Origin of the sequence: Methylocaldum sp. RMAD-M (genome assembly GCF_017832375.1) — a bacterium.
In the GTDB taxonomy this organism is placed as follows: Bacteria; Pseudomonadota; Gammaproteobacteria; order Methylococcales; family Methylococcaceae; genus Methylocaldum.
Window position 1 is genome coordinate 29423 of the sequence record NZ_JAFIBZ010000033.1, and the last position, 25097, is coordinate 54519.

Below are 25097 nucleotides of genomic sequence, written 5' to 3' on the forward strand. Positions count from 1 at the left end.
ATATGCTGAATACGTGAGGACTACGACCATGCAAGACCATCCCGCCGCCCGGCTTGAGCAATGTGTGTACAAGGCCGTGGCGGAAGTTACCGGACACGCGCCGGACGATCTTTCGCCTGACCAATTCCTGGAGAGCGATCTCGGGTTGGATTCGATCAAGACCGTGGAGTTGATGAACGCCATCCCGCCCCAACTGCCGGATCACCTGCGGGACCCTTTTAACTCGCTACTCGCCGCCGGGACATTGTTCCAGCTGCAAACCCTGGGAGAGTTGGTCTCGATGATCGGTGCCATGGAGAGCAGTGAAGCCGCCGCCACCGCGCCCGAGGCCGCCGCTGTCCGGCCTGACGACGGACTAGCTCGGATTTCCCACTCCACTCCTACTGCGGACGCCGATCCACTCGCTGTGGCGCACCGTCTTTGCGCAGCGCCCTCCGGCTGCGCGCAAAGTCCAGGGCAGCCCTCCTTGGCCGCCCGCTCGGCGGGCCGATCCTTGACCGGAGGATCGGCTCTCCCGCCTCGCCCCTCGCGCCGGCTCGACGTAGAGTCGGCTACGCCTTCGCCGCCGCTCGGTCCGTGCGGCGCGCCACAGCAGCGTCTCGACGCCCTCGCGACGAAGGGGGGCGAGAAATCCGAGCTAACGCGAAAAGTACGCGAGGTGGTCGCCGGAATTACGGGACACGATCCGTCCGAACTCGCGGACGACATGTTCCTGGAAAGCGACCTGGGGTTGGATTCAATCAAGACCGTGGAGCTCATGAATGCTCTGGGCACGGCATTGCCCGCGGAACTCCAGGATGCTTTCGGCGCCAAGCTCGCCTCCGGCGCGCTGTTCGGTATTCAGACTCTGGGCGAACTGGAGGCCCTGATTCGAGGTTCGGAACCGAACGCCCCGGTTCCGGCAGCCGTCGAATCGGACGATCCGTGCGCCGCAGGCGCGGTTTCGGATGTATCGGCCGATAAACCACAGGCCGCGGAACCGGCGGTGCGGCCGGTGGATATTCTGTTCTCCCAGTATCCGTTTTTGGTCTCCCATTGGGCAGTCTGCACGTGCAGCCTCAGTTCCAGAATCCGCCTGCAAGGTCCGTTTGACCCGGAAGCGGCGCGCCGCGCCTGGAACGCCTTGCTGGAGCGTCACCCGATGCTCAGGGCACGCTTCGTCATTCCGCCGGGGTGCCGTAGCCTGAAGGAATACCGCCTGGAAGTGCTGGACGGGGTGACCGCACCGACCGTCCTGGTGACCGATTTGCGCCACCTGGATGCTCCCGACCGCGAAGCTTTTCTGAACGACGAAACCCATCGTCTGCTGGACAAGGAGTGGCTGCTGGATCAATGGCCGGCGCATCAATTCAGCGCCTATCGCTTGGCGAACGATCTCCACGAGGTGATCTTCTCGAACCATCACGTATTCTCGGACGGTCTCAGCAATCAGCTGGTCATGCGCGAATTCGTCACTTTGTACGGTGCCGCAGCGACGGGACGTCCCGCGCCGCTGCCGCCCGGAACTTCCCTGGAGCGTTATCGGGAGACCGTGGAATGCATCAATGCCTGGCGGGATCCCGAGGCGGAAAAAACGCTAGAAGCGTTTCTCCGCGCCCAGGGCAAGGACCGTTTTTTCTGGAGTCCGGAAAAGAAGGGGCTGCCGAAGAATCCACGGGCCGCCAACCGGACCCACCACTTCAGTGCGGATGCCGCAACCACGGCGGCATTGCTCCGATCCGCCGGCAAATGGCGGCTGCCGGTGAACACCCTGTTGGTCGGCGCCTACTTGCGCGCTCTCAGGCGCTTCGATCCGAATCTGAAACAGGTGATCCTGAACATTCCCACCAGCGGACGCGTTTACCCCGGCACGGACGCCGGACACATGGTGGGTTGTTTCGCCCAGAATCTGGCCTTGACGCTACCGATGCCCGGAGAAGGCGAAGCTTTCGAGAACTATCTGCCGCAGGTACACGAGAGCATCGAGAGCGGCATCGCGGCGGGTTATGACCGGGCGCAAACGCGCCAAGCAGCCGTGGCGGCAATCGATCAACTTCGCCTCCAGGACGGTCGCGTCGGCGAGCCGCTGGCGACCCTGATCCGCTCCACGATCAAGTCGAACCTGTATCTGCCTTACATCGGTCAGACCCACATCGAGGAGGCGTGCGGGCCGCTACGTGTCGTCGAATATCACGCCGCGACCTCCACCAATCCCGGTACGCTGGACGTATTGGTGGAAGTCTTCCACGGCCGGTTCAATATGACCGCCAACTATGATGCGGACTACTTCGCTCGGGATTTGGTGGCCTCCATCGCCGAGGAATTCGTCCGCCAGATCGGCGCCGTGGCACAGGTCGCCGAGCGGCTCGCCGTACCCGCACCTTGCGCCGTCGCCAAGCTGGACGAGTTGACGGCGGCCCGATTGCTGCGAATCGCCGAGGAAGTCATGCATCGCGCGGTGGGGGCCGAGGCACTCGATTACGATCTGGAATCCGAGCTCGGCCTGGATTCGTTGGAGCGGATTCGCATCGTCGGCCGCCTGCAGCAACAGATGGGGCGGGTAGACACCCGCGCCCTGTTGGGATGCCGGCGGTTGCGGGAAATGGCGGCCCTGTTGCAGGGACCGGGTGCAGCCCATGGAAGCGGAACCGCCGCCGAAAACACCCTAGCTCCGCTGGCCCCGCTCTCGATTCCGCAACCTGCTGCGGAGGAGCTGCCTCCCATCCCGTATCTGCACGTGCAGGCTCAATGCCGCCGCAGCGCGGAAGCACTGGCGGTGCAAGCGGAGCACGAGGAACTGTCCTACGGCCGGCTTCATGCCGAATCGAACCGGCTGGCCCACTTCCTTCGAGTCCGCGGCGTGCGGCCCGGTATCGTGGTGGGATTGCTGCTGACCCGCTCGCCCAATTTCGCGACGGCGGTGATGGCGGTGCTCAAGGCCGGCGGCGCTTACGTCCCCCTCGATCCGGCCTATCCCGCCGCACGCATCGAATACATCGTGGGGCACGCCCGCGTCGACACCATCCTCACCGAGGAAGCCGTCCTGGAAGCCATGGGCGGAGCGGTAACCGCCGCCTTGCCGGCCCGCAACTTCCTGCTCATGGACTGCGATTACGCCGGCCTGCATCGTGCCGACTCCCGTAGCGGCGGCCATCGCGATTGGTTGGGGCGTGCGGCCTGGGCGAGCTATCCGGAACACGATCTCGAATGCCTGAACAGCCCGGACGATCTGATGGTGGTGCTCTATACCTCGGGTTCGACCGGCACTCCCAAAGGCGTGGCCCTGGCCCATCGCGGTTACATGAACCGTCTGGTCTGGCATCAAAAGCTGTTCCAGCTTCAGCCGGGCGAACGGGTCGCCCAGAGAACGTCCATTTGTTTCGACATTTCGGTGTGGGAACTCTTCTGGCCCCTGATGTACGGCGGAGTCGTGTGCCCGGTCGGCGCGGACGTGCTGCGCGATCCCTGGCGGCTGGCGGATTGGATCGAGACCCGGCGGATCGCCGCGATGCACTTCGTGCCTTCCCTGTTCGGCGAGTTCCTGATGGCCATCGAGGATAAACCGCTCCACTCTGAACACCTGCGATGGCTGATTTTCAGCGGCGAGGCGCTGCCAGTGGCTTATGTGCAGCGCTGGTTCGATCGCTGCGGCGACCGGGTGGGCCTGGCGAACCTGTACGGCCCGACCGAAGCGTCGATCGACGTGACGGCACATCTGATGCACTCCCGTCCGGGGGAAGGGACGCTTCGCATCCCGATCGGGCCGGCCATGCCGGAGGTCTACCTGCTGGTGCTGGACGAGAACATGCGCCCCGTACCGGAGGGCGGCGTGGGCGAACTCTGGATTGGCGGCGTGCAGTTGGCTCAGGGCTATCTCCACGATCCGGAGCGGACCCGCGAGAGTTTCCGTGACAATCCTTTCTCCGGCATACCCAGCCGCTGGCTATACCGTACCGGCGATCTGGTCTCGCGGTTGCCGGACGGCAGCTACGACTTCCACGGGCGCATCGACAGTCAAATCAAGATTCGCGGTTTCCGGGTGGAGCTGGGCGAGATCGAAACCGCTCTCGGAGCTCTGCCGGGTATACGCGAAGCTGCGGCGCTCGCCGTCGACACACCCGACGGGCACAAGAGGCTGGTGGCCTGGCTGGTCGGCCGCGAAATTCCGTTGAAAGAACTACGCTCCGCCCTGGCGAAACAACTTCCCGAGTACATGCTGCCTCACGAGGTTCGTCAGGCCGACGCTTTGCCGAAAAATCACAACGGCAAACTGGACCGCAAGGTTCTCAAACAGTGGACGGAAACCGGCAACGCGCCCCCCGGCAAGGCGGTGCCCGGCGCGCCGGAGGCGAAGCTGCCGTTCGCCGATCCGACGGCCGGTTTGCCCCTGGGGCCGGCTCAATTGTGGATCACCCACTTCTTCCAGCCTCCTTACCAATGGGCCGGCTACACCCGATTCCGCTATTTGCAGCCGCTGGATGTCGACGTTTTCCGCAAGGCCATCGACGTCCTTGCCCGGCGCCATCCCGTGTTGCGTTCCCTGTTTTACCAGGAGCACGGCGAATGGCGGCAGACCGTGGCCCCGCCCGAGGCGGAATTCAGCCTCGATTTCTACGACGGCTCCCACCTCACGGCCGAACAGCGCAGCGCGGAAATCCGGCGGCTGGTGAAGGAAATCACGGATGAACTGCGTATCGACCGGTTTCCGCTGTGGCGGGTGCTCGTCATCAAAGAGCATCAGAACGCATACGATCTGACTATCGTGGGTCACCACATGATCAGCGATCTGGTCAGCAACAGCATACTGTTCCGAGAGCTTTGGCAGATTTACGGGCAGTTGCTGGTCGATCAGACGCCGGAACTCCCCGCTCTGCCGCCGTCGTATTTCGATTTCGTGCAGTGGTTGGCCCAACCGGCGCAGCAGGAGGCGCAGCGCCGTTATGCGGAGTATTGGCGTACTCGTTTTCCGAGCCGGGAGTACGCGTTCCAGGTGCCGGTCGACCATCATCTCGGCGCGAATGACGAGGCCTCTTCCGCCAGCGAGCGTTTTCTACTCAGCCATTCGGACTTTCATTCGCTGAACGAGGCGCGCAAGCATCTGCAGGGTCAGCTCTATCATCTCCTGCTGGCGGCGGCGTACCGGCTCATGTCCGAATGGACCGGGCAGTCTTGGGTGGTTCTCAGCCATCGCTCGCACGGACGCGATCTGGGTAACGGCCTGACCTTGTACGAAAGCGTGGGCAATTACGCCGTCAATTTCCCGGTTGCCGTGGATCTGGTCTCCGGGGAAAGCTGGAGTGAATTGATCGGCCGGATTGCCCGCGGTCTTTCCGAAGTACCGTTGAACGGCGTCAGTTTCGACGTGGTAGGTCGCCAGCTGCCCGCGCACATCTATCCGGACAATAATTTGACCCCGGTGCGCGTCAACTATTTGGGAAACCGGAGCTTACCGAAATCCAACATCTTCGAGTTCGTCGATACGGATTGGGATCAGCGCTACTCGCCCCCGAGCCAGCAGCGCATCTCCCTCATCGAGATCTTCCTCTCCATGGTCGAAGGCGAACTCCACGTCGAGATCAATTATTCCCAGAACTTTTTCAAGGGGGAGACCATCAAGCGCCTCGGCCTGCGCTACCTGGAGTTGCTGGCCGACCTGAGCGAAAACGCGAATTCGCCGACGGGGCTTCGCCTCGCGAGTTTGCCGGCGGTGATGACGGGCGAGCCTCCCGCCTTGATACCGCTGAAAACGCCCCGGCTGGAAGAAATTCCGCTGTCGGCACGCTCCGGCAGCTGGGCAGGCAAAGTGGCGCTGGTTACCGGTGCGAGCCGCGGTATCGGCCGCGCGATCGCCCTGAAACTCGCCGGTCAGGGCGTTGCGGTGGCGCTTTCCGCCCGCGATCGGGCGGGGCTTGAAGCCGTTGCCCGGGAAATCGCCGGCAGTGGCGGCACCGCTGTGGTAATTCCGGCGGATGTACGGAACCTCGCGGAGGTGCAACATTTGGTGAGCGAAGTCCTCCGCCGCTTCGGTCATCTGGACGTGCTGGTCAACAATGCCGGAATCACCGGAATGTCCGCCTTGGCGACCTCCTCGCCGGATGAGTGGAAGCGCATCGTCGAGGTCAATCTGTTCGGCGTCTATCATCTGTGTCGGAGCGTGGCGCCGCACATGATCGAGCGGCGCAGGGGGAAAATCGTGAATCTGGGTTCCGATTCCAGCCACATCGGCTACCCCCTGTTCAGCGCCTATGCCGCCTCCAAGCATGCGGTTCTGGGCCTTACCAAGTCGCTGAGCGAGGAACTGAAGCCGCACAATGTGCAGATCAACGCGGTTTGCCCGGCGTTCGTGGACACCGACATGACGCCGCCGGGATACCGGGCGCGATCGATCCCGGTCGACGCGGTTGCGGACGCGGTGGCCTTCCTGGCGTCGTCGGAGGCCGACTGGATAACCGGCCAGCACCTGTGCGTCTACGGCCGTCAAGACATGTACTGGTTCGGCTCGGAAAAAATGGCCGCCCTGGAGACGATATCGGGAGCCCGGAAACCGGACAACCTGACCACGGAGCGTCGGCATGCCTAGCCCGCATTTCTTATCCCCCTTCGTCGCGAGGGCGCCCAGACGCCGGTGGGGCGCGCCGCACGGACCGAGCGACGGTGTCGTGGTAGGTCGGCAATCCTTTGCCGACGAGCGTGTGTCGGGAAAGGATTCCCGACCTACGATACGACGTCGAGCCGGCGCGAAGGGCGAGGCGGAGCTTGTAGGATGCGCTGAGGCACGAAGCGCCCTTCGACTAGGCTCAGGACAGGCATCAATCGCGAACGATGCGGTTCATGCCGGACAGTCCCGGTCCGGCACCCTTCGGGCGGCTTCGCCGTGCAACTCGGCCTCGCCACGCTACGCTGTCCCGCTTCGCTCGCGAGTCCGGGGCAGCCCGTCCCTGGCCTGCCCGCTCGTCGCGTTGCGTCTCGCCCTGCCGATTTGTCACTTCGTTCAGCACATCCTACGTCATACTCATCGCGATTGGACAGAGGTGAGAAATGGGGGCTAAATCCTGCCCCCCGACGCCCGAGCATCCGCTGGCGGGCGTCGCTCTGGGTACGCTGTATGCGCTGGGCGGGCTGTTGGGGATATCGCTTGGAATCCTCAACCCCATCGTTGCCATCTTCATGGAAGAGCGCCACGTCGACGGCGTGCTGATAGGCGCCAACGCATCGCTGTTGTTTCTCTGCGTTGCGCTGGCTGCGCCTTTCGCGGGTCGGGCGCTGCGGCGGATCGGTCTGCGCCGCGTCGTGGCCGTGGGCCTGCTGGCATACGCGACTGCGGCCGTTTCGTTCCCTTGGCAATCGGACATCGGATTGTGGTTCGCCTTAAGGGGCTTGATGGGCTTGGGCATGGCCTGCGCGATGATCGGCACTCAAACCGCCTTGTCCTGCTTTGCCGGCGAGGAGCGCCGCGCCGTTGCCAACGGCGTTTACGGTCTATGCTTCGGGATAGGGCTGGCGGTCGGGCCGGTCGTGGGTTCGTACCTATACGGGCTGGCCCATCATCTGCCTTTTACTGTCGCCACCGTGCTCCTGGTTCAAGCTGCGGTTCTGGTGGCTATCGGCTTGCCCGGAGCGCGCGCCGAACCGGAACGCGCTAGCGGCCGACTTCTGCTGCGGGCGGGAATTCCGGTGCAGGCCGTATTGGCCTATGGTTTTGCGGAAGCCACGCTGCTGACCCTCTATCCTGCCGTTCTCGTGCGCCAGGGTTTCACCGCCATGGCTACCGCCCATCACCTGGCGGCTTTCGTGCTGGGGGGATTGCTGGGCACTTTGCCGGTCAGCCACCTGGGGGATCGGCTGGGTTATCGCCGTGTACTGTTCGGTTGCGGCATGGGAGGCATCGTCGCCTTGGCGGTGCTGATGCGGGTCGACTCGGTTAGCGCCCTCATCGGCGATGTCTGGGTACGCCTGGGGCAGGAGGGCCAACCGATCAGCGCCGAATACGTCGCCGGAGGCGCGGCCTTCGCGACCGGACTGACATTGGGGCCAGTGTTCGCTCTGGCCCTGGCGCTTCTGGCCAGGATCCTGCCCCGCGCCGATTTGCCCGGCGGCACCGCTCTGTTCACCGCGGCCTTCGCCGTCGGATCGGCCGGAGGCCCGTGGTTGTCGGCATGGATCATGCGGCATGAGGGCGGCCAGCACCTTTTTACGCCGTCCATGGCCCTGTTCGGGATGCTCGTGTTCAGCCAGGCCGTGAGCTGGTTGTGGCGCTGGCTCAGGAGTTTCGCGAGCGACTATGCCATCGATACCCGTTGAACCGATACGACGACCTGAGGGTTTGTTCCCCGGAGAGTTATTCGTCGTCGCCTGGACCGAACAGCTCTCGGACCCGTCCGAATTGTTCGAAGAAGAACGGATGCTGGTCGATGGGGCCATAGCGAAACGCCGGAAGGAATTCGCCACCGGGCGCGTTCTGGCGCGGAAGGCGGTTCGACATCTCGGGGTCGAGCCGGCGCCGATTCTTCGGGATGAATCCGGCGCGCCGATCTGGGGACGGGATATCGTCGGCAGCATCAGCCATACGGAAGGCATGGTAGCGGCCGTGGCCACTCGGCTTCGGTTCGCTCGCGGAGTAGGGGTGGATGTGGAATGCCGGCAAAACCCGTTCCCCTGGCGTGCCATCGATTCCATCGCCTTGCCGGAAGAGCGCGCCTGGTTGGACTCGCTGCCGGACGGTTGTCGCGAGTTGGCCGCCTATGTCCTGTTTTCGGCCAAGGAAAGCGCCATCAAGTGCCTGTATACGGCCGCCGGTTCCTTGGCCCGGTTTAACGATCTGGCGGTGCGTATGGACTTCTCGAGCGGCGTTTTCGTGGTCGATCCGACTTATGGCTCCGCGCTGAACGAAGTGCGACTGGTCGGCCGTTTGGGTTGGAACGACACTCACATATTCACCGGGGTGTGGTGGCCGGCGCCAGACTACAATTCATGAAAGAAAGAGTTCGGTAACGCCGATGAAAAGGAAACGAAGCATGATCCGCCCCGACCCGATATTGCAGAGCCGTCGGCGATTTCTCCGCCAGACCGGCGCTCTCGCGGTCGGAGCAGCCACGTTTCCCGCATTGTTCAGGGCAGCCCCTGCGGTTGCAAGCGCCTCACCGTACGTCGCATGGGAGCAAACCGCAAAGGGAGATCTGACCGATTTGGAATACGTGGCGCTGTGCGGCACGTTGGCCGCGAATGCCCACAACACCCAACCCTGGGCCTTCAACCTGCTGGGCAATCGGATTGTTCTCTACGCCGATCTGGCGCGCCATCTCGGCCAGGCCGATCCCCGCCGCCGGCTCATGTTGATGGGCTTGGGCTGTGCCACGGAGAACATGGTCGTCGCGGCGGCTCAACTCGGTTATGCGGCGACCGTGTCCGATGCGGAGGCCGATGCGTTTCTGCAAAACGGGGGCCGCTGTGCGTCGCTCGAACTGGCGCGGCGCTCTGACTCAAATACCCATCCCTGGTTTCCGGCCATATTCCGCCGCCAAACCACCCGCGCCGAGTTCGAGCCATTGCCGATTTCCCGGAACGAGTTCACGGAAAGCCTCAATGAGTATGGCGAACTTCCCGGCACCTACCTCGCTTGGTACGGTGCCGCCCGCGAACGGGAAGCCATCGTTCGGATCGCCGCCGATGCCGTGGCCGAGTTCGTGGCGAACGATGCGGCGTACCGAGATTCAATGTCGTGGTTCCGCCGTTCCAGACGGGAATGGGAAGCGAGCCGCGACGGGATTTCCATCTTCACCAGCGATGCCCCGTGGTTCGTGAAGGAGTGGGTGGAGTTCCTGTCCACCCCCGAGGATTTGGTGTCGTCCGAGTTCCGCCAAGGCGAGATCGATGTAGTGAAGCGGCTCGCCGAAGCCACGCCGCTTTGGAGCGTGGTCTGGAGCGAGCGGGATACGCCGGACGCCTGGTTTCAGGGCGGACGGCTGATAGAGCGGATTTACCTGGCGGCCGTTGCGCAGGGACTTGCAGTTCATCCTTTGGCGTACCCCACCGAATCGCCCGTAGGGTCGTCCGGTTTGGCGAAATCCCTCGGTCTTCCTTCAGGGGCGGTGCCGCTAATGCTGTTGCGCGTCGGCCTGGCTAGGCCTTTGGAGCGTTCCGTGCGCCGGTCACTTCAATCGGTACTTCGTTGATCAATGGTCTCAAAAGCAGGCGGTGTCATGCTAGATAAGATTCTTTCTCTCCGGAACTCTCCGATCCATACCCGTCATTTCATCAGCCGCATCCGGGAATTGCTCGACTCGGGATTGGACTCGGCAATCCATGAGCCGATGCGGACGCAGCACACGTTATTTCCTACCGCGGAGATTGACGTCGCCTTGCCCAAAGTGGGACGTGACATGATCAGCCAAGTAATTCCCCACCGCGGCGAAATGCTGTTGCTGGACTACATCGCCTGGGTCGACGACGCCTTCCGTCGCGGCCTTGCGGTCAAAAAAGTCAGGGAAGACGAGTTTTGGGTGGCCGGCCACTTCCCCGGGCATCCCATTATGCCCGGCGCGCTCATGCTCGAAGCCGGCGCGCAACTGGCCTTGTACTTGTCCAATCGGCGGTTGGCGGAACCTGCCGTTGGGCTGTTTCTGCGTATCGAGAACGCACGCTTCCGAAGCTCCGCCGCCCCCGGCGACCAATTGCTCATACTGTGCGAAAACGTCGATCAAGCCCGCAATATCTTCTATTACGACGTGCAGGGATTGATCGAGGATCGTATCGTCTTCGAGAGCCGAATCGTCGGCATGCTGTCCAAAGTGAAAAAGAAGTAAGCGCCTGTCGTTCAGAAGCTCCTGATCGGATGATGGCTTCCGTCCGGATTCCGCATCGGCTGCTGCGCCCTCGTATAGGTTGAACGGAGAGAGCGCAATCCGGCCCACCTTGACTAAACCCGCTTGGGCAACCCGCCAAACTTCACCTAACGAACGCTCCTCGGGAGCCGCGTATCCGCACGCCAGCGCCGGAAGGCGTCGGCATGATCAGGGCCGCTGTAGCGCTCTCGGAAACTCCGAAAACCCGCTCAACTGTCACGAGACCTAAACCGTTCAGTCACATTGATGGCACAAATGGCGTGTACGGTCTGTACTGGGCCGAATGGGCTCAACCCACCTTCACTAAACCAGAACAACAGGAGTGATAGATGCGTCCACGATTGATCATGATTGCCTGTGCGGCAATGACGGCAGTATTTCCCGGTCTCTTCGCCACCGCGTCGGCGTCCGATAATAGCCAAAGCGTGCAGTTGGGGCCTCGGCCGTTTTTCCTGGTTAACGATATGGAAGACGGCGAACTCAAAAACGAGCTTCGGAGATGTGCGAAAGGTCCCTTCAAAAAGACCGATTTCTCGATCGGTCACCGCGGCGCCGCTCTGCAATTTCCCGAACACACCAAGGAATCCTACGAAGCCGCGGCCCGCATGGGCGCCGGCATTCTGGAATGCGACGTGACCTTCACCAAGGATAAGGAATTGGTGTGTCGTCATGCGCAGAACGATCTTCACACGACTACGAATATCCTTGCCATCCCCGAGCTGGCCGCCAAGTGCACGAAGCCGTTCTCGCCGGCCACCTTCGATGCCAGCGGCAATCTCCTCACGCGCGCCACGGCGGAATGCCGCACCAGCGACATCACCCTGGCCGAGTTCAAAACCCTTCGCGGCAAGATGGATGCGTCAAACCCCCGCGCTAGAACCGTGGAGGAATATCTCGGCGGTACGGCGAATTTCCGCACGGACCTCTATGCCGGACCGACCAGCGGCACCCTGCTTACGCACAAGGAAAGCATCGAGCTTTTCAAGAAACTGGGCGTGAAGATGACTCCCGAACTGAAGAGCCCTAGCGTGGCCATGCCTTTCGACGGCTTTTCCCAGGAGGATTTCGCCCAGAAAATGATCGACGAGTATAAGGAAGCGCGCGTTTCCCCGAAAAAGGTCTTCCCTCAGTCTTTCAACATCGACGACGTGCTCTATTGGGTCCGCTACGAACCCGCCTTCGGCAAGCAGGCCGTGTATCTTGACGATGCCGAAACGGTCGCCGATCTGCCCGATGCTGCCACCTTGGCAAGCTATAAGACCATGGGCATCAATATCGTGGCGCCGCCGACGTTTGCTTTGTTGGACCTGGACGCCGGCGGCAACATCGTGCCCTCGGAATACGCCAGGAACGCCAAGGCCGCGGACCTGGATATCATCACCTGGACACTGGAGCGCTCCGGAATTCTCGCCGACGGTAATAATGGGTTCTATTTTCAGACCATCGATTCCGCCATCAAACGCGAGGGCGACGTAATGAAAGTGCTCGACGTGCTGGCGAAGGATGTGGGTATTCGTGGCGTCTTCGCCGACTGGGCCGCGACGGTGACCTATTACGCCAACTGCAAGGGATTGTAAGGGGCGCTGTAAACCCGATCACCGAGCGAGCGGGAGCGAGAAATCGAAGCCTCCGGCGGGGTTTTGTTGCGTGAGGTCCCAAGCCTGCATAGTTCATGAAAGGAGGGTGGGCGGAATCGAAAAGCCCTTAAAATTCAACTGCTGACATTGAATTTTTGAGGAGATTCCGCCGTGATCCATGGTACCGGACAACGTGAACTGTTCGCGCACGTGGCGCGCCGCCGGATCGGCTCATCCCGGACTTCGACGCCGCCGATGATCTCGCGGCTCCCTGGCGCCAAGCAGCACAAACCCACTTTGCCGCCACCGAGGACAAACAACGGGTGTCGGCTAGCTCTTGTTGGAAGCCCTGCGCCGGAGGGGGCTCGCCGGCGCCGAACTGGCTCGCGCGCAGTGTTCGAGCCCGAGGGTGAAGTTCCTCAAGAGTTGTCGCGGACTTTTAGCGACGCTGCGTCATGAGGATGATAATTGCAGCACTGGCCTCGGCCGTTCCGGCTGGCGGTCGGCTCGAGGAACCGGACCGGGATAAGCGCCGGCCCGGTTGTGACGTTCGGCCGCGCCGTCTGCTTCCGCAGTCAGCGAAGCAGATTTGCACCGAATCCTCGCCCATTCACCAAATGGGCTTGCCATGCGAGGCTCACGCAGCCAATTTGCTGGAACGGCGAGAGATGACGCTCATGCCGGCCAAGGCACTAGCGAGCAGCCAGAAGGCCGCTGGAACCGGTACCGCCGTCAGCGTGAGCGATCCATCCGCCTGGTAGAGAATGCTCGTCGATGTAACCGGTATGCCGCCGACGGAAGAGATGGCGGGAGGTGCGGTGGGGTTTCTGACGAACAGGGAGAACAACGACTGGCCGCCGCCGATGGTATCGGGATCGTATACCGCCGAATCATAGAAACTGGTGTTTCCGACGAAGGTAAATTCGCTCGAGGTTACGCCAAGACCGGAAGGAAACTGGGTGCTTACCGTGACGACCCCGGTTCCGCCCGTCACCGATCCCTTAAGAATATTGGTGCCGTCCGTGATGCCCGTGTCACCGGTTACGTCGCGATTGACGGCGCTGTCGAAAAACAGGTCCAGCGAGCCACTCAACACCTGGAAGTTGATGGTCCACAGCCCGTTGCCCAGATTCTGCGCGTTCGTGACTTGTGTTTGGAAAGCCGACTGGGTGGTCAACTCGTAAGAGACGTTCAGTTTGGGGTTGCTCACCGTGGAGGTGCCCAACTGATGGTTGGTGACGTAAGACTGGTACACGCCTGAATAGATGTCTCCCACCGTAATTTGGGAGGGATTGGCGATCGTGTCCGGTACGAGCAATGCCAGACCGCCGTCGCCCGCCGCGAAGTCGTAAGTATCGAAGGGACCGACCGCTTCGCCGGCCGAACCGCCCACGACGGTGTAGTCCGCGGTACCCACCCAGTTCGGCAAGGTTGCCGCACCGGCAGTACTTGAGAATCCGACGCCCGTCAAAGCGAGCGCCGAAATGATCTTACTTGGTTTCATCCGAATTACCTTTTCACTGTGTTGACGTTGAACTCACAGTGATGTCCGTGATTCTGCCCACAGGTGGTGAGCGGTGCCACGGTCCTCCCCATCACTCGGGAGGCGGCCCGGCGATCTCGACAAACGCGAGACCCGTGGCTTTCCGGCCCCGCCTCACGGCGGGTGTGGCTCTTCGGCAAACACGTTCAGCTGGTCCTACAGCTTGACGTGACCGGTAACCGACCTAAGCCTCCTTGCTCATTTTTTCGAAATACCCGGTCAAATTAAGCCGAGACTGTTACACGTCAGTTAATGATTGGTTAAATCTATGTAATCAATTTATGACAAATGACTCGTCGGAGACCGATTAGGTGGATTCTGTCCAGTCTCCCTCTCCATGAGCCAGTGAGCCAGGCTCAAAAAAGTGGACACCATCAATCGCGTAAATCCGGTGATTGGTGGTGGAACGAGATGGCGAAATTACCGAGACAGCCGTTCAAGGCCGAGCTTCGTGCGCAGGTGATGAGATGAGCCAGCGAGGGGAAACCATTCGTGCTGGAAGCGGCGCGGCGGCAGCGGATGGCGATAGACCGAAGGCACTCTGCCGATACGCCAGGTCGAATCGGCGGATCAGGTCCCGCTTGGTCCCCGGCCTTGGTTCGGAGCCTGATCACGTTTCCGCCAGCCGTACCGGCCCACGTCCACACGAAGAGCCGAGCGAATTGGGACGGGTTAGCTTTGGCAACGGCTGGGATCAAAGCCTATCTTCGTAGACTTAGAGCGTTTTCATCTCGCTCGTACGGCAAAACAGGCTTGGCGGACGTCGTTGGCGCCTTCGGCTCGGGTGAATGGATTCAAGCATTCGTAGGTCGGCAATCCTTTGCCGACAAACCCGTCGGCCCAACGGCTATCTTCGTAGACTGAGTGCGCCGATCGTACAACTTTTTCGGCATGCACTCCGCACCACCAGCCCCGAGATCCCGCTGGCGAACAGCCAAAAGGCGGCCGGTACGGGAACCGCGCTGGACTGAATGCTCAAGGACAGACCGGCATTGGCGGCGAGCGGCCCCGAGAGGCTGAAGAACAATCCTTGATTGGGTTCGGACGGATTGCCCAACACGCCCAAATCAATATTTCCGGCGTACAACGCCTGGAAATTGAGCGTCGCCAGAGTCAGTGTCTGATTAGCCGGAAGATTGGGGATGCCGGGGAAGGCCGATCCCGCCAAATCCAGTCCGAGCAGGCCGCTGTCATCGCTGAAGGACGGCGAATACGTGACGCCGGTGAACTGAGCGGCGGTACCGTTCAGCACCGTGTCGAATCCGAACGCCAGCAATTCATCGGAAGCGTCCAACCCATCGAAGGGCTGAGTCAACGTTAAATCGATACTGAAGCTGTCGCCAACCAGCACGGGGGCATTCCCGACCAAATTGAGCGACACCACGGCCGAGTGGGAAGGGGCCACGGGCAATAGCCCCAGAATGGCAATTGCGAGGCGGGCTTTAAAAATCAACATCGTTTATCTCCAGTTAGGGGGAAAAGGCCGCCTCGTTGCAAGGAGGCGGCCGATCGCTGTTTAAAGGCCTGCCTTGACACGATAGGCAGCGTAGTGGCCATACCAGCGCTGGTAGTCGGCATAGGTCACGCAGCCGACGCCGTCGTAGTTAGCCTCCGCCAAGTAGCCGGATTGGCCCGAACACTTGCCCAAGGCGGAGCGGAAGCGGTTCTGGTCCGCTACGTCGACGTCGCCGTCCTTGTCGAGATCGCCCGGCACCAGCACTTCCACCACGACCGGATCGTGGTCCGACGAACGATACGGATCGGCACTGTAGAAGCTGGTGACCTGATCCGGCGTCTTGAAGTCGGTGTTGTAGTCGAGCGCGATCGGCTCGTCCGCGTTGATGTGCCATTCCGCGACGCCCTTGACCTGATAAGTGAGCGTCAAACTGGACAGGGCATGATCCAGATAGCCTGCTTCGCCGTCGAATACGTAGGAATATGCGTCCTCGCCAAGGAAAGCCGCGACCTGATTGGTAAAGCCGTTCTGTTCCAGGGTCCGGATGGGATCTTCCTTGGCGTAGGCATTCAGATCGCCGATGACCAGGACATCGGTGTTGCCGCTCCCGGTGGGATCCGCCGCCAGCCAGTCGGCCAGGGCCTGGGCAGCCCTGGTCCGGGTCAGGTTGCAGTTTCCCTGCTCGTCGCCCACGTCCGGGTCTCCCACGTCGGTGCAAGCCGAGCCTTTGGACTTCAAGTGATTCACGACCACCGTCAGCTTCTTGTTGGACAGCTTGTCCAGGAAGGTCTGGGCCAGCGCGGGCCGATTCTTGGTGTCGATGAAATCGGGATCGACCGAGGAGTCCAGAATCGCGAACGACCCGACCGGGCTCACTTTCGCCGGCTTGTAGATCAGCGCCACGCGGATCTCGTCGGTGCCGACGATGCCGGTGTCGATGAAGGCGTACTGAGCGGACCCGGCATAGACGTTGAGGCTGTCCACCAGATCCCGGATCGCCGGATAAGCATCGTCGTCGTTCTCGATTTCCATGAGGCCGATCACGTCGGCGTTCAGGCCGTGGATGGCGGGGACGATCTTGTCTTTCTGGCGGGTGAACTCGGCCGGGTTCTCGGCGCCGCGGGCCGTCGGGAATCCGCCGCCGAAGCCGTCGCCGTTGAAGTAGTTCAGCACGTTGAAACTGGCAATGCGGAGCGATCCGATGCCGGGCAACGCGGGCGGAACCGCGGGGCGCGGATTGTCCGCCACGAACAGGGGTTCCGCCGTGGGCAACAGGCGGAAAGCACCGAAGGCGTAGCTCATCACCCCGGTCGCGCCGGTCAGCGTGTCGCCGCTCCGTAGCGTGTTGCCGGCGCTCAAGCCGGGAGCCGGGAAAATCACCGGGTCGGGATTCTGGACGTTGGAGCCGTCATCCACGAACAACCGATTCAGGTCGTTGGCCGCCGCCACCGCATTCGCCGCCGCGCCAGGCAAAGCGACGTGCGTCGGATTCCGAAGGCGACCGTCCGAGGACACCACGATCTGGCCGAAGCGGCCCAGCTGGAAGTTTTCGGTGACGGTCAAGCTCTGGGGCAAGTTGATCAGCATGCCTTCGTAGCGCTCCCGGTCGGTGGCCGATCCGTCGAAGGGCAGGGTTACGGGCGTCGCCGCCGGCAGCGGGTTTCCGCTGGCGAGTACGGTTACCGAGGAGGCGTTCAGCGTCGTCAGGCCGTTGGTTTCGGTCACGGTTCCGGTCACCCGCACCCAATCGCCCGGATCGACGGCGATAGTGGAGTTGACGAACAAGCCTTCGGACGAAGCGGGATCGGCATCGTAATCCGCCGGCTCCTCCTGAACGAAGAAGCCGCTCAACTCGGTCGCGCCCTGGAAGTCGCCCACAACAACGGCCTCCACCGTCACGGCCGCACCTACGACGGGACTGGACAGGCCGGTGCCCTGCACCGTACTGATCAGGCTGACGGAGGATGGCGGGGGCGGAGCGGAAGCGAAAGACTGCCCGGCATTGAGCGCACCGAAGGTGTTACCGGAAGAAGCTACCCAAGTGAAGTCCTCGTAGAAAATGCCGTTTCCGGTAAGCTGCAAGGATCCGCCGACCGGTGTGGAACTGCTTTCGCTGACGCCGATATCGGTGCTGGTGAGGCCGTTGGCAAGCCCGTTGGTGGCGGTGAACATGCCCTCGTAACTCAGAAACTGAACGATTTGATTGGACGCATCCACCAGGGCGATGCCGTCCGGGGCGCCGTTCTGCAATCCGTCCTGGTTGTAAGCGATCGTGATCACGCCGTAGCCGGTACCGCCCAGGTCCGGAATCGTCCCGGAAAGGGTTTCGGACGTGGTCGCGGCGGGCGTGGCGTACGTGCCGCCGCCGTTGCCGTTGTAGCGGACGATTTTCCAGCCGCTCAGATTGGTGCCGGCCGGCCCCGCGATCTCGATGGCTTCGCCAGCGTCCGTCCCGGCGTTGTCGTAGTGGATTTCATTGATGAAAACCGGCGTCGCGGCGTACGCGGCAGGGCCCAGCGCCGCAAGCACCGCGCCGGTCAATACCTTGCGCATCATGTTGTTGTCCTTTTGGAATTTTGTTTCGGAGAAATCGATCACGGGGGCTTTCAACGGAAAATCTGCCGGTCCCGTAGAGCGAAGACACGGTAACGGCCGTTTGTGACCGCCGTTTGAAGGTCACGTGACAGTTTCCGAAACGGAAGCCCGTTCGGAGATTGGTTCAGGACAGGCCTGTCGAAGGACTTAATCAGAGATTCCTTATGGAATAATCCGTTTCGTCACGAGGCGACCAAGCCAGAGCATCGCGCCCATGACCACCATGCCCCATTGGGGTAGCGTGGGAATATCGCCGTCGTTGCCGGATTCAGGCGGGAAAGCGTCATTGACCGTGGTCGACGCGCCGGCGCTGTTGTTTGCGGAATTCGGATCGGCTGTCGGACTGCTCAGGCTGACGGAATTGACCAGGCTGCCGGCGGCGACGGGCTGAACGTTGATGAAAGCGGTGCCGGCTCCGCCATTCGTCAATGGACCCAGATCGCAGCTTACGACCCCAGTGCTGTGCGTACAGTTGGCCGAGGCGGATAGAAAAACCGCACCCGAGGGAAGCGCGTCAGTCACCGTGACGCCTTGAGCATCCGCGGGACCCGAGTTGATGACGGTGATCTGATAAGCGAGCTGATTACCCACAGCGACCGGGTCGGGACTATCGTTCACGGTGACCGCAAGATCGGCGGCGGCAGTCACCGTGGTGTCGGCCGAGGCCGCATCATTGGCCGGATTCCCGTCCGGCGTGGCGGAAGCGGCTTGGATAGTATTCTGAATGGAACCCGCGGCATCGGCCCGCACGCTGATCGTTGCGTTGGCGGAACCGCCGGACGGGATGTCGCCGAGGTTGCAGGTGACCGTACCTGCCAGGTGGGAACAGCCGGGAGACGCCGAGAGGAAACTCGCGCCGGCCGGAAGTGTGTCGGTCAGGCTCGTTCCGGCCGCCACAGCGGGACCTTGGTTGGTCACGGTGGCGGAATAAACCAGTTCGCCCCCTTGAAGAACGGGATCCGGATTGTCGGACAAGATGACCGAGAGATCCGCGGCGTTCTCGATGAAATTCCAGTGGAGGACGATGGTGCCATAGGCGCCGTTTTTGCCGTCCACGGCGATCTGGTAGGTCGTTCCGGGCTGCACGGCCAAACCGACCTGGCTCTGAGGCCCGCCGCTGTCGTCGCTGGAAGCTTTTGCCGCCAAGCCGTTGACCGCCGTTCCGGTGTAGACGGCCAGCAGGGTATCGACGGCGCTGCCCGAGGTATCCAGCGCCAGTTGGCCCGAGCCGGGCGAGGTCCATGTCCACCAGACGGATTTTCCGCCGGCGTTCCCGGCGTGATTGGGCTCCCCGGCCTCCTTGCTCGCGAACTCGTTCGAGCCGTTGGTTTGCCCCGAAGCGCCGCTCAGCGCGATGCGGTTCGCGAAGCGGTCGTTGGCGGGGGCCGGAAAAAGGCCCGTGAAGTCTATGCGTGGCTTGGTGATGGGAGCCGCAGGCCGGGTGTCGGTGACCGCGATGCCGTTCCCGGTCAGGCGGGCGACGGTCTGATCCAGCGTCTCCGAAGGGAATGCCGCACGCAGCACGGCCACCGCGCCCGCAGCATGAGGCGTGGCCTGCGATGTTCCGCCGGCGATCCAGCCGGCGGCGCTGATCATTGCGCCCGGCGCCAGCAAGGTCAGAAAAGACGCCGTATTGGAGAAGCAGGTCACCTTGTCCGCTTCGGTAGTCGCGTCGGTGCAGACGGACCAGGCTTTTTGGCCCTGGTTCGCGTCGTACACCGCGCCCACCGAGACCGCCTCGGGCGTGCACGCCGGCATGGGCAGCCCGTCCAGGTATGCCTCGTTGCCGGCGGCCGCCACGGTGAGAATGCCGGCGCCCCGGGCATTGGCGATGGGCGTCCGGAACGGATTGCCGTTCGCTCCGGAGAGCTGGCTGCACGGACTGGTGAACTTCGTGTCGGCGCCCAGGCTCATGTTGATGGCGACGATATTGTAGGCCGACCGGTTCGCGATGGCCCAGTCGATTCCAGCGATGACGTCGCTGCCGAAGGCGGTTGAGCCGGTAAATACGTCCAGGGCCGCAATTTTCGCTCCGGGCGCAACGCCCAGCGCGATCCCCGCCACGTTGCTGCCGTGGCCGTTGTCGTCTCGGTTATTATCGTCGGCCGCGATATCCACTGCCGCCACCACCTTGCAGCCTGAAGGAGCGCCCGGTGCCGTGCAGGAGCCGAAAGCGGAATGGGTGTTATCGACGCCCGTATCGAGCACGGCGACGGTGGTATTCGCACCGTTTCGACCGGAGCCCATGGGTATCGATTGATGGATCAGGGGCAGACTCTCGTTCAGCTTGTGGTGGAGTACGAGGTCGGGATAGACCGCTTTGACTTCGGGACGCGACAACAATGCTCGCAAGGCCCCCGCCGTCCGAAACCGCAGGAATGCCATGGGCAGATGCTCATAATCCCGCAGCAACTCGCGCTCCGCAGCGCCGGGCGCCGCCAAGGCCCGTTGCTTCAGAGTACGGTAACGGCCCGATTTGAAGGCCAGGATAGACGCGTCGTCGTAGCCTAGCCCCTTTTGGGCGCGAAGATCGGCTGCTTCCTTCTCGATGGCGGTATCGTCGAACAACACGATCAGATCCTGCGGCGCTCCCGCCTCCAGCCGAGCGAGGACATCGGGCGGGGCTTTCGACTCGCTGGCGGATTGCGACACCGGGAGTGCGGCAGCCCCCATGATCGGTTGCATGCTCAGCCAGGCGATCAATACGACAGCCCAATAGGTTCCGATGTTTCTCGGCGTCTGTGCTTGGTTAGGAAATCGAGATTTCATGCCCACGTCCGTTTTGGTTTACACGCAGTGCCAAAACCTTAACGTCCTAAGGTAAAAACTTGATGAAACGCTCCCTCACCCGTAGGCGAAACCGTAATATCGTTTGGCTTGCGACCAGCGTCAGCATTCCGATGGCGAGGGACAGGGCCGATCTCCCGCCGCCGTTCATGAAGTGCATCCAGGCGACTATGGGCGAGTGCGGCAACTCGTTGGGGGCCAACTGAAACAGCAGCAGATCCCAGGCGCTTCCCGCCAGTATCAACGGAATATCCAGCGCCTCGATCGCCGCCCATCCGGGCAGCGCCAGGATGGGGACGGCGAGCCTACCGACTGGCGAGAATCCCGGCCATGCCAGCCACAAGGGAATCATGAGCAGGGGATGAAGTACGGCGTGCCCGGCCAACGTCGAGCAAACGATTTCGGTTCCCCTGGGAACTTCCCGGTCCCCCAGGTAGAAGACATGGATCGCCGTGAGTTTGGCCCGGACCACCGTATCGCCCTGAACGATCGCCAGGGTCAAATCTTCGACTTCGAATTCGGGCAGCGCCCAGCTCAGCACCCACCGATACTCCGGAAACCAGAACCGGGTGTAATCGTCGCCCAGATAAACCGACAGAGCCAGCAAGACCGTGTAAGCGACAACCAAGGTCCCGCCGGTCTTAAGCATGCAGAGTCGATCCATTGGCAGCCTTTTTGCAGGCTACGGCCCAGGCCAGGAAAAACAGGCTCGTCAGCAGAATCAACACCACCGGCAGCATGTAACCGTGGAGCAGGCTGAACAGGGACTTGTCGTAGCGAAAGGCGTAGAACAGCGTCACGATGCGCGCCTGATTAAGACCATGGACGAACACAACGCCCAGGACGGCGCCACTCAGCTTGTGCCGCCAGGAGGTGCGATGGATCAGAATCGCGGCCAGCAGCAGGAAAAACGTTTCGATACCTTCGCAACCGTTAAGCACGTTGAGCCGAGCATGGGGCGACACCAGGCTGTGGCCCACTGCCCTTACGTTTTCGCCGGGGGTAATGAGGTTGATCAGTGCCACGCTCGGCCGGACCGTCAGCATGTCGATGAGCAGGCGCTCTACGGCCGTTCCGCGCCCAAGGCCGTAAAGCCATTGAAGCCCGGCGAAGATCAACAGGAAAGCAACAATGGATTTGAGTTCTCTAAGCGCCATGTCGGCTGTTCTTTAGCGATCTGTACCGAGTCTGATTCGATGTTTCGGATGGTGTCGGCTAGAGCGTTTTCATCCCGCTCGTACGACAAAACGTGCTTGGCGGACGTCGTTGGCGCCTTCGGCTCGGGTGAATGGATTCAAGCATTCGTAGGTCGGCAAGCCTTTGCCGACGAATCCGTTGGCCCAACTGCACCGTCGGGAAGGGCGGCTTCGGCGCTCCGTTGGCAAGCCGGAGATCGCAGATAGCGTCGGATCGCGGCAAAAACCCAACGCCCGACAAGGCGAATCGCTGGGTTTTAGGCCGGGACTGCCGGATGCCCCCGGCGCGTCGGTGCTAATCCCTATCGCTGAGGCGCAAATCGGGCCTTAATGCTGACGGCGGCCGCGAAAGTCCAAAGGGTGATCCAGCTTGATTTTGATGAACTCGTTATTGTCCGAATTCGAATCCCGTCCTCCGGTGCCAGGATAGTTGTTGTCGTTCATCACCAGGAGGGTGGTTGGGTTCAGGATCAACACGTCCTCGATGGTCACGAACGGAAAGGTGAAGGTGGTGCTGCCGTCGCGGTTCAAGTCGTGCGGATCGGGGATGTTCATCAGATCCACCAGTTCTGTCTTCTTTACCAAACCGCCGTTGGCGACGCTTGCCATGTCAGCCAGGTAGAGCTTCTTGAACGGCGTGCCGTTGGTCGCAGTGCCGCCGTTACGCTCGATGACGATGAACTGATGATCGTTGATCGCGGTCATGTCGCCGATGTTGGTCCCTTCCGCTTCGAGCTGATACAGCCAATTGTTCCCCGTGTAGCTTTCCGTATCGATGTCGAATTCGTTGATTCGCAGCGTCTTAACCGGATCGCCCGTCACGGTGCCTTCCAGCAGCGTGTAGAGCTTGTCGCCGGCCGGATTGATCGCCATGCCCTCGAAGCCACGGGAGGTGCCGAGGTTAGGAATACCTGCCCCGAGATAAGGGTTCTGGGGCGACATGACGTCCGGACCGGTGGCCGAGGAGCCAGGCGGAAGGATGTTGGGGGTGGCGATCTCGCTGCGTAGAACCTTACCCTTGTGGTCGGTTTTCACCAGGAACGGGCCGAATTCTTCTCCGAACCACAAATTGCCGTTTTTGTCCTTACGTACCGCTTCGATGTCGAGATCCGAGCCGGTCAACAGTCGATTTGCTTGAATGCTCGAGTCAACGGGGATGTCGTTCGCGCCATTGGGGTAGTTCGCCATGCCGGCGACGATGTCAAACCCAATCTTGTGGTCCGGGTCGTTCAAACTGATAAAGCTCTTGCTGGTGAAGGCCCTCAGCTTCTTGCCGGTTTCGAACTCGGCCGGGCTTACCTTGCCGCTGCCAACCACAGATCGACCGTTCCACGTCTTGAAGTCGGGCCGCATGGCGTAAAGGCGCAGCAGGGTGTCGGCGGAATTGGTCTTGGCACCGAAACCGTTGTCCGTCATCACGTAGAAGGAATTGCCCGTCGGCCCCCTCAGAACGGCCGAAAAACCCTGGACCGGCTGCCTGTCGACCAACGGCAGGCTGTTGCCACCAGCTCCTGCACCGGCGAATTGTCCGGAAGTCGGGCCGACGGCAAACGTGTTGGCCGGCAGCATTGCAAAACCGGTGAGTTCCGTTGCCTGAACGCCGGTGGCCACGACTGCGGCGGTCAGGGCGGAGGCTTGGGCGAAAGGCATGACAATTTTCCAGGCATTTGTTTTCACGGGATTTGTTCTCCTGAAGTCGCTGAGTGAAGTCGGGCCGCGTGCCGCGCACCCGATTCGCTCGAGGAGCTGACAGGCGGCGGCACACGGAACCACCAATCTTAGGGGCGGAGTGTTACTGCTCGGTGACGCCGCCAGAGAGCATGCACGGAGGCACACCGTACGACCTCGCGAGCCATCGCCAACTGCGCCTTCGGCTCGGGTGAATGGATTCAAGCATTCGTAGGTCGGCAATCCTTTCCCAATCGCAAACGGTCGCTTTAGTCGCGACCCTTCCGACGAAGACGCTCGGCCGGGACGTGGCGTCGGAAAGGGGGGCTTCGGCGCTCCAATCGCAAACGGCCTGGCCGGGAGCGCCGGCCACGCCCTTCCCGAAGACACTGTTTGCGATTGGGAAGGGATTCCCGACCTACTCGCGAGTGCCCGTACAGTCGGTATGAAAATGCTCTAAGGTGGATTAAGGTGGAAAACGCGGAAACCAAAGTTTCCAATAAGGAGACGGGGGTGTTGAATGCAAAAGATCCCGAGGACGCTGTTTGCCCTTCACACCGGCTTAAGGGATCAGGAGATTTACGGGCTGCGCTGGGACTGGGAGCATGACGTCAAGGGGTTGCACACCACGGTATTCGTCATCCCCGAAACGGAAATCAAACATGGCCGCGAACGGATTGTGCCGCTCAATACGGTGGCGCGCTCGATCGTCGCCTCACGGCGGGGCAACGGCTCGGAGTGGGTGTTCGATCTCGACGGCCAAAAGGTGTCGAGGATGAACGACGAGGCCTGGCGGAAAGCGCGGGAAGCGGCGGGCCTTCAGCCGGTGCCGGTCCATGATCTTCGGCATACCTTCGGGATGCCTTTGCGTGCCGCGGGGGTCAGCTTGGAAGACCGGCAGGACTCGCTCAGTCATCATGTCGGGCGGATCACCACGCATTACAGCCGTGTGGAAATCGTGCGGTTGATCGAGTGCGTGGAACTGCTGTGCGTCGAGGAGAAGAGGCCGGAGATCACGCTCGTGAAAAGAGCGTGATTCCGGCAAAATTACGGCAGCCGATTCAGAGCTGCCGTAAGTCTTTGATTTTGATAGATACGGATGGACTTGAACCGCCGAAACCCGCATTATGAAAGCGTTGCGATGCGACGCAAAGCAATCTAAAGCCACGCAAAACAAGCGCTTAAGAGCCTATTCCAGTAGGCCGTTCGCCCTGAGCCCTTCGACTCCGCTCAGGACAGGCCGGTCGAAGGGTTTCTTGAGCCTACTGGGATAGCCTCTAATACTACAGTCGCAGTTATGGTGGACGACCACGACAGCGGCGTCGGTAATGGCACTGCCTGGCGCGCCACTGATGCGGGTGCCGCCAGAGTGACCAGGCCAGCACATGCGCCGCCTCGGGACGCCGGGTCCAGAGCACGTGGACCAGCAAGCGGCGGACTTCCGGGGCAGTAAAT

The 25097-nt window shown here is 61.7% G+C and carries 14 protein-coding genes and 1 riboswitch; of the genes, 7 read left to right on the top strand and 7 right to left on the bottom strand.

Annotated features, from left to right (window positions below):
* The first annotated feature begins 28 nt into the window (after window positions 1-28).
* From JOD69_RS21165 to JOD69_RS21190, 6 genes are all read left to right on the top strand, one after another.
* A complete protein-coding gene (locus JOD69_RS21165) occupies window positions 29-6559 on the top strand; it encodes a non-ribosomal peptide synthetase (RefSeq protein ID WP_086133274.1) in 6531 nt (2176 codons plus the stop codon).
* 458 nt (window positions 6560-7017) lie between these two features.
* The gene (locus JOD69_RS21170) at window positions 7018-8280 is read left to right on the top strand and encodes an MFS transporter (protein ID WP_086133273.1); all 1263 of its coding nucleotides are present in this window, start codon (window positions 7018-7020) and stop codon (window positions 8278-8280) included.
* Window positions 8261-8953, top strand: a complete 693-nt coding sequence (locus JOD69_RS21175) for a 4'-phosphopantetheinyl transferase superfamily protein (RefSeq protein ID WP_086133272.1) — start codon at window positions 8261-8263, stop codon at window positions 8951-8953. Before JOD69_RS21170 ends, JOD69_RS21175 begins: the two co-directional genes overlap by 20 nt.
* 22 nt (window positions 8954-8975) lie before the next feature.
* Window positions 8976-10151 carry a nitroreductase family protein gene (locus JOD69_RS21180; RefSeq protein ID WP_086133271.1) on the top strand — a complete coding sequence of 392 codons (1176 nt, stop codon included), beginning with the start codon at window positions 8976-8978 and terminating at the stop codon, window positions 10149-10151.
* Window positions 10152-10178: 27 nt separating this feature from the next.
* Window positions 10179-10781, top strand: coding sequence for a 3-hydroxyacyl-ACP dehydratase FabZ family protein (locus JOD69_RS21185; RefSeq protein ID WP_168175529.1), 603 nt, complete (start codon window positions 10179-10181; stop codon window positions 10779-10781).
* Window positions 10782-11149: 368 nt separating this feature from the next.
* Window positions 11150-12397 (top strand): glycerophosphodiester phosphodiesterase family protein, encoded by a 1248-nt coding sequence (locus JOD69_RS21190; protein WP_168183731.1) that lies wholly within the window; start codon window positions 11150-11152, stop codon window positions 12395-12397.
* Between the two features lie 637 nt (window positions 12398-13034).
* Here the strand turns inward: JOD69_RS21190 and pepA are convergent.
* The 7 genes from pepA to JOD69_RS21225 form a co-directional block, all read right to left on the bottom strand.
* Complete coding sequence (gene pepA / locus JOD69_RS21195) at window positions 13035-13901, bottom strand: flocculation-associated PEP-CTERM protein PepA (RefSeq protein WP_086133270.1); 867 nt, start codon at window positions 13899-13901, stop codon at window positions 13035-13037.
* Between the two features lie 98 nt (window positions 13902-13999).
* Window positions 14000-14080: riboswitch (cyclic di-GMP riboswitch) on the bottom strand.
* Window positions 14081-14787: 707 nt separating this feature from the next.
* Window positions 14788-15396, bottom strand: a complete 609-nt coding sequence (locus JOD69_RS21200) for a hypothetical protein (RefSeq protein WP_086133269.1) — start codon at window positions 15394-15396, stop codon at window positions 14788-14790.
* Between the two features lie 60 nt (window positions 15397-15456).
* The gene (locus JOD69_RS21205; protein ID WP_086133284.1) at window positions 15457-17952 is read right to left on the bottom strand and encodes an ExeM/NucH family extracellular endonuclease; all 2496 of its coding nucleotides are present in this window, start codon (window positions 17950-17952) and stop codon (window positions 15457-15459) included.
* 201 nt (window positions 17953-18153) lie between these two features.
* The gene (locus JOD69_RS21210; RefSeq protein ID WP_210024224.1) at window positions 18154-20760 is read right to left on the bottom strand and encodes a S8 family serine peptidase; all 2607 of its coding nucleotides are present in this window, start codon (window positions 20758-20760) and stop codon (window positions 18154-18156) included.
* A 46-nt stretch (window positions 20761-20806) separates the two neighbouring features.
* Window positions 20807-21427, bottom strand: a complete 621-nt coding sequence (locus JOD69_RS21215; RefSeq protein ID WP_077732369.1) for a hypothetical protein — start codon at window positions 21425-21427, stop codon at window positions 20807-20809.
* Window positions 21420-21935 (bottom strand): archaeosortase/exosortase family protein, encoded by a 516-nt coding sequence (locus JOD69_RS21220; protein ID WP_077732368.1) that lies wholly within the window; start codon window positions 21933-21935, stop codon window positions 21420-21422. The genes JOD69_RS21215 and JOD69_RS21220 overlap by 8 nt, the downstream gene beginning before the upstream one ends.
* A gap of 366 nt (window positions 21936-22301) precedes the next feature.
* The gene (locus JOD69_RS21225) at window positions 22302-23585 is read right to left on the bottom strand and encodes an esterase-like activity of phytase family protein (protein WP_205780880.1); all 1284 of its coding nucleotides are present in this window, start codon (window positions 23583-23585) and stop codon (window positions 22302-22304) included.
* Window positions 23586-24162: 577 nt separating this feature from the next.
* Between JOD69_RS21225 and JOD69_RS21230 the strand changes: the two genes are divergently transcribed.
* On the top strand, window positions 24163-24678 hold the full coding sequence (locus tag JOD69_RS21230; RefSeq protein WP_086133267.1) for a tyrosine-type recombinase/integrase: 516 nt from the start codon (window positions 24163-24165) through the stop codon (window positions 24676-24678).
* The last annotated feature ends 419 nt before the right edge of the window (window positions 24679-25097 follow it).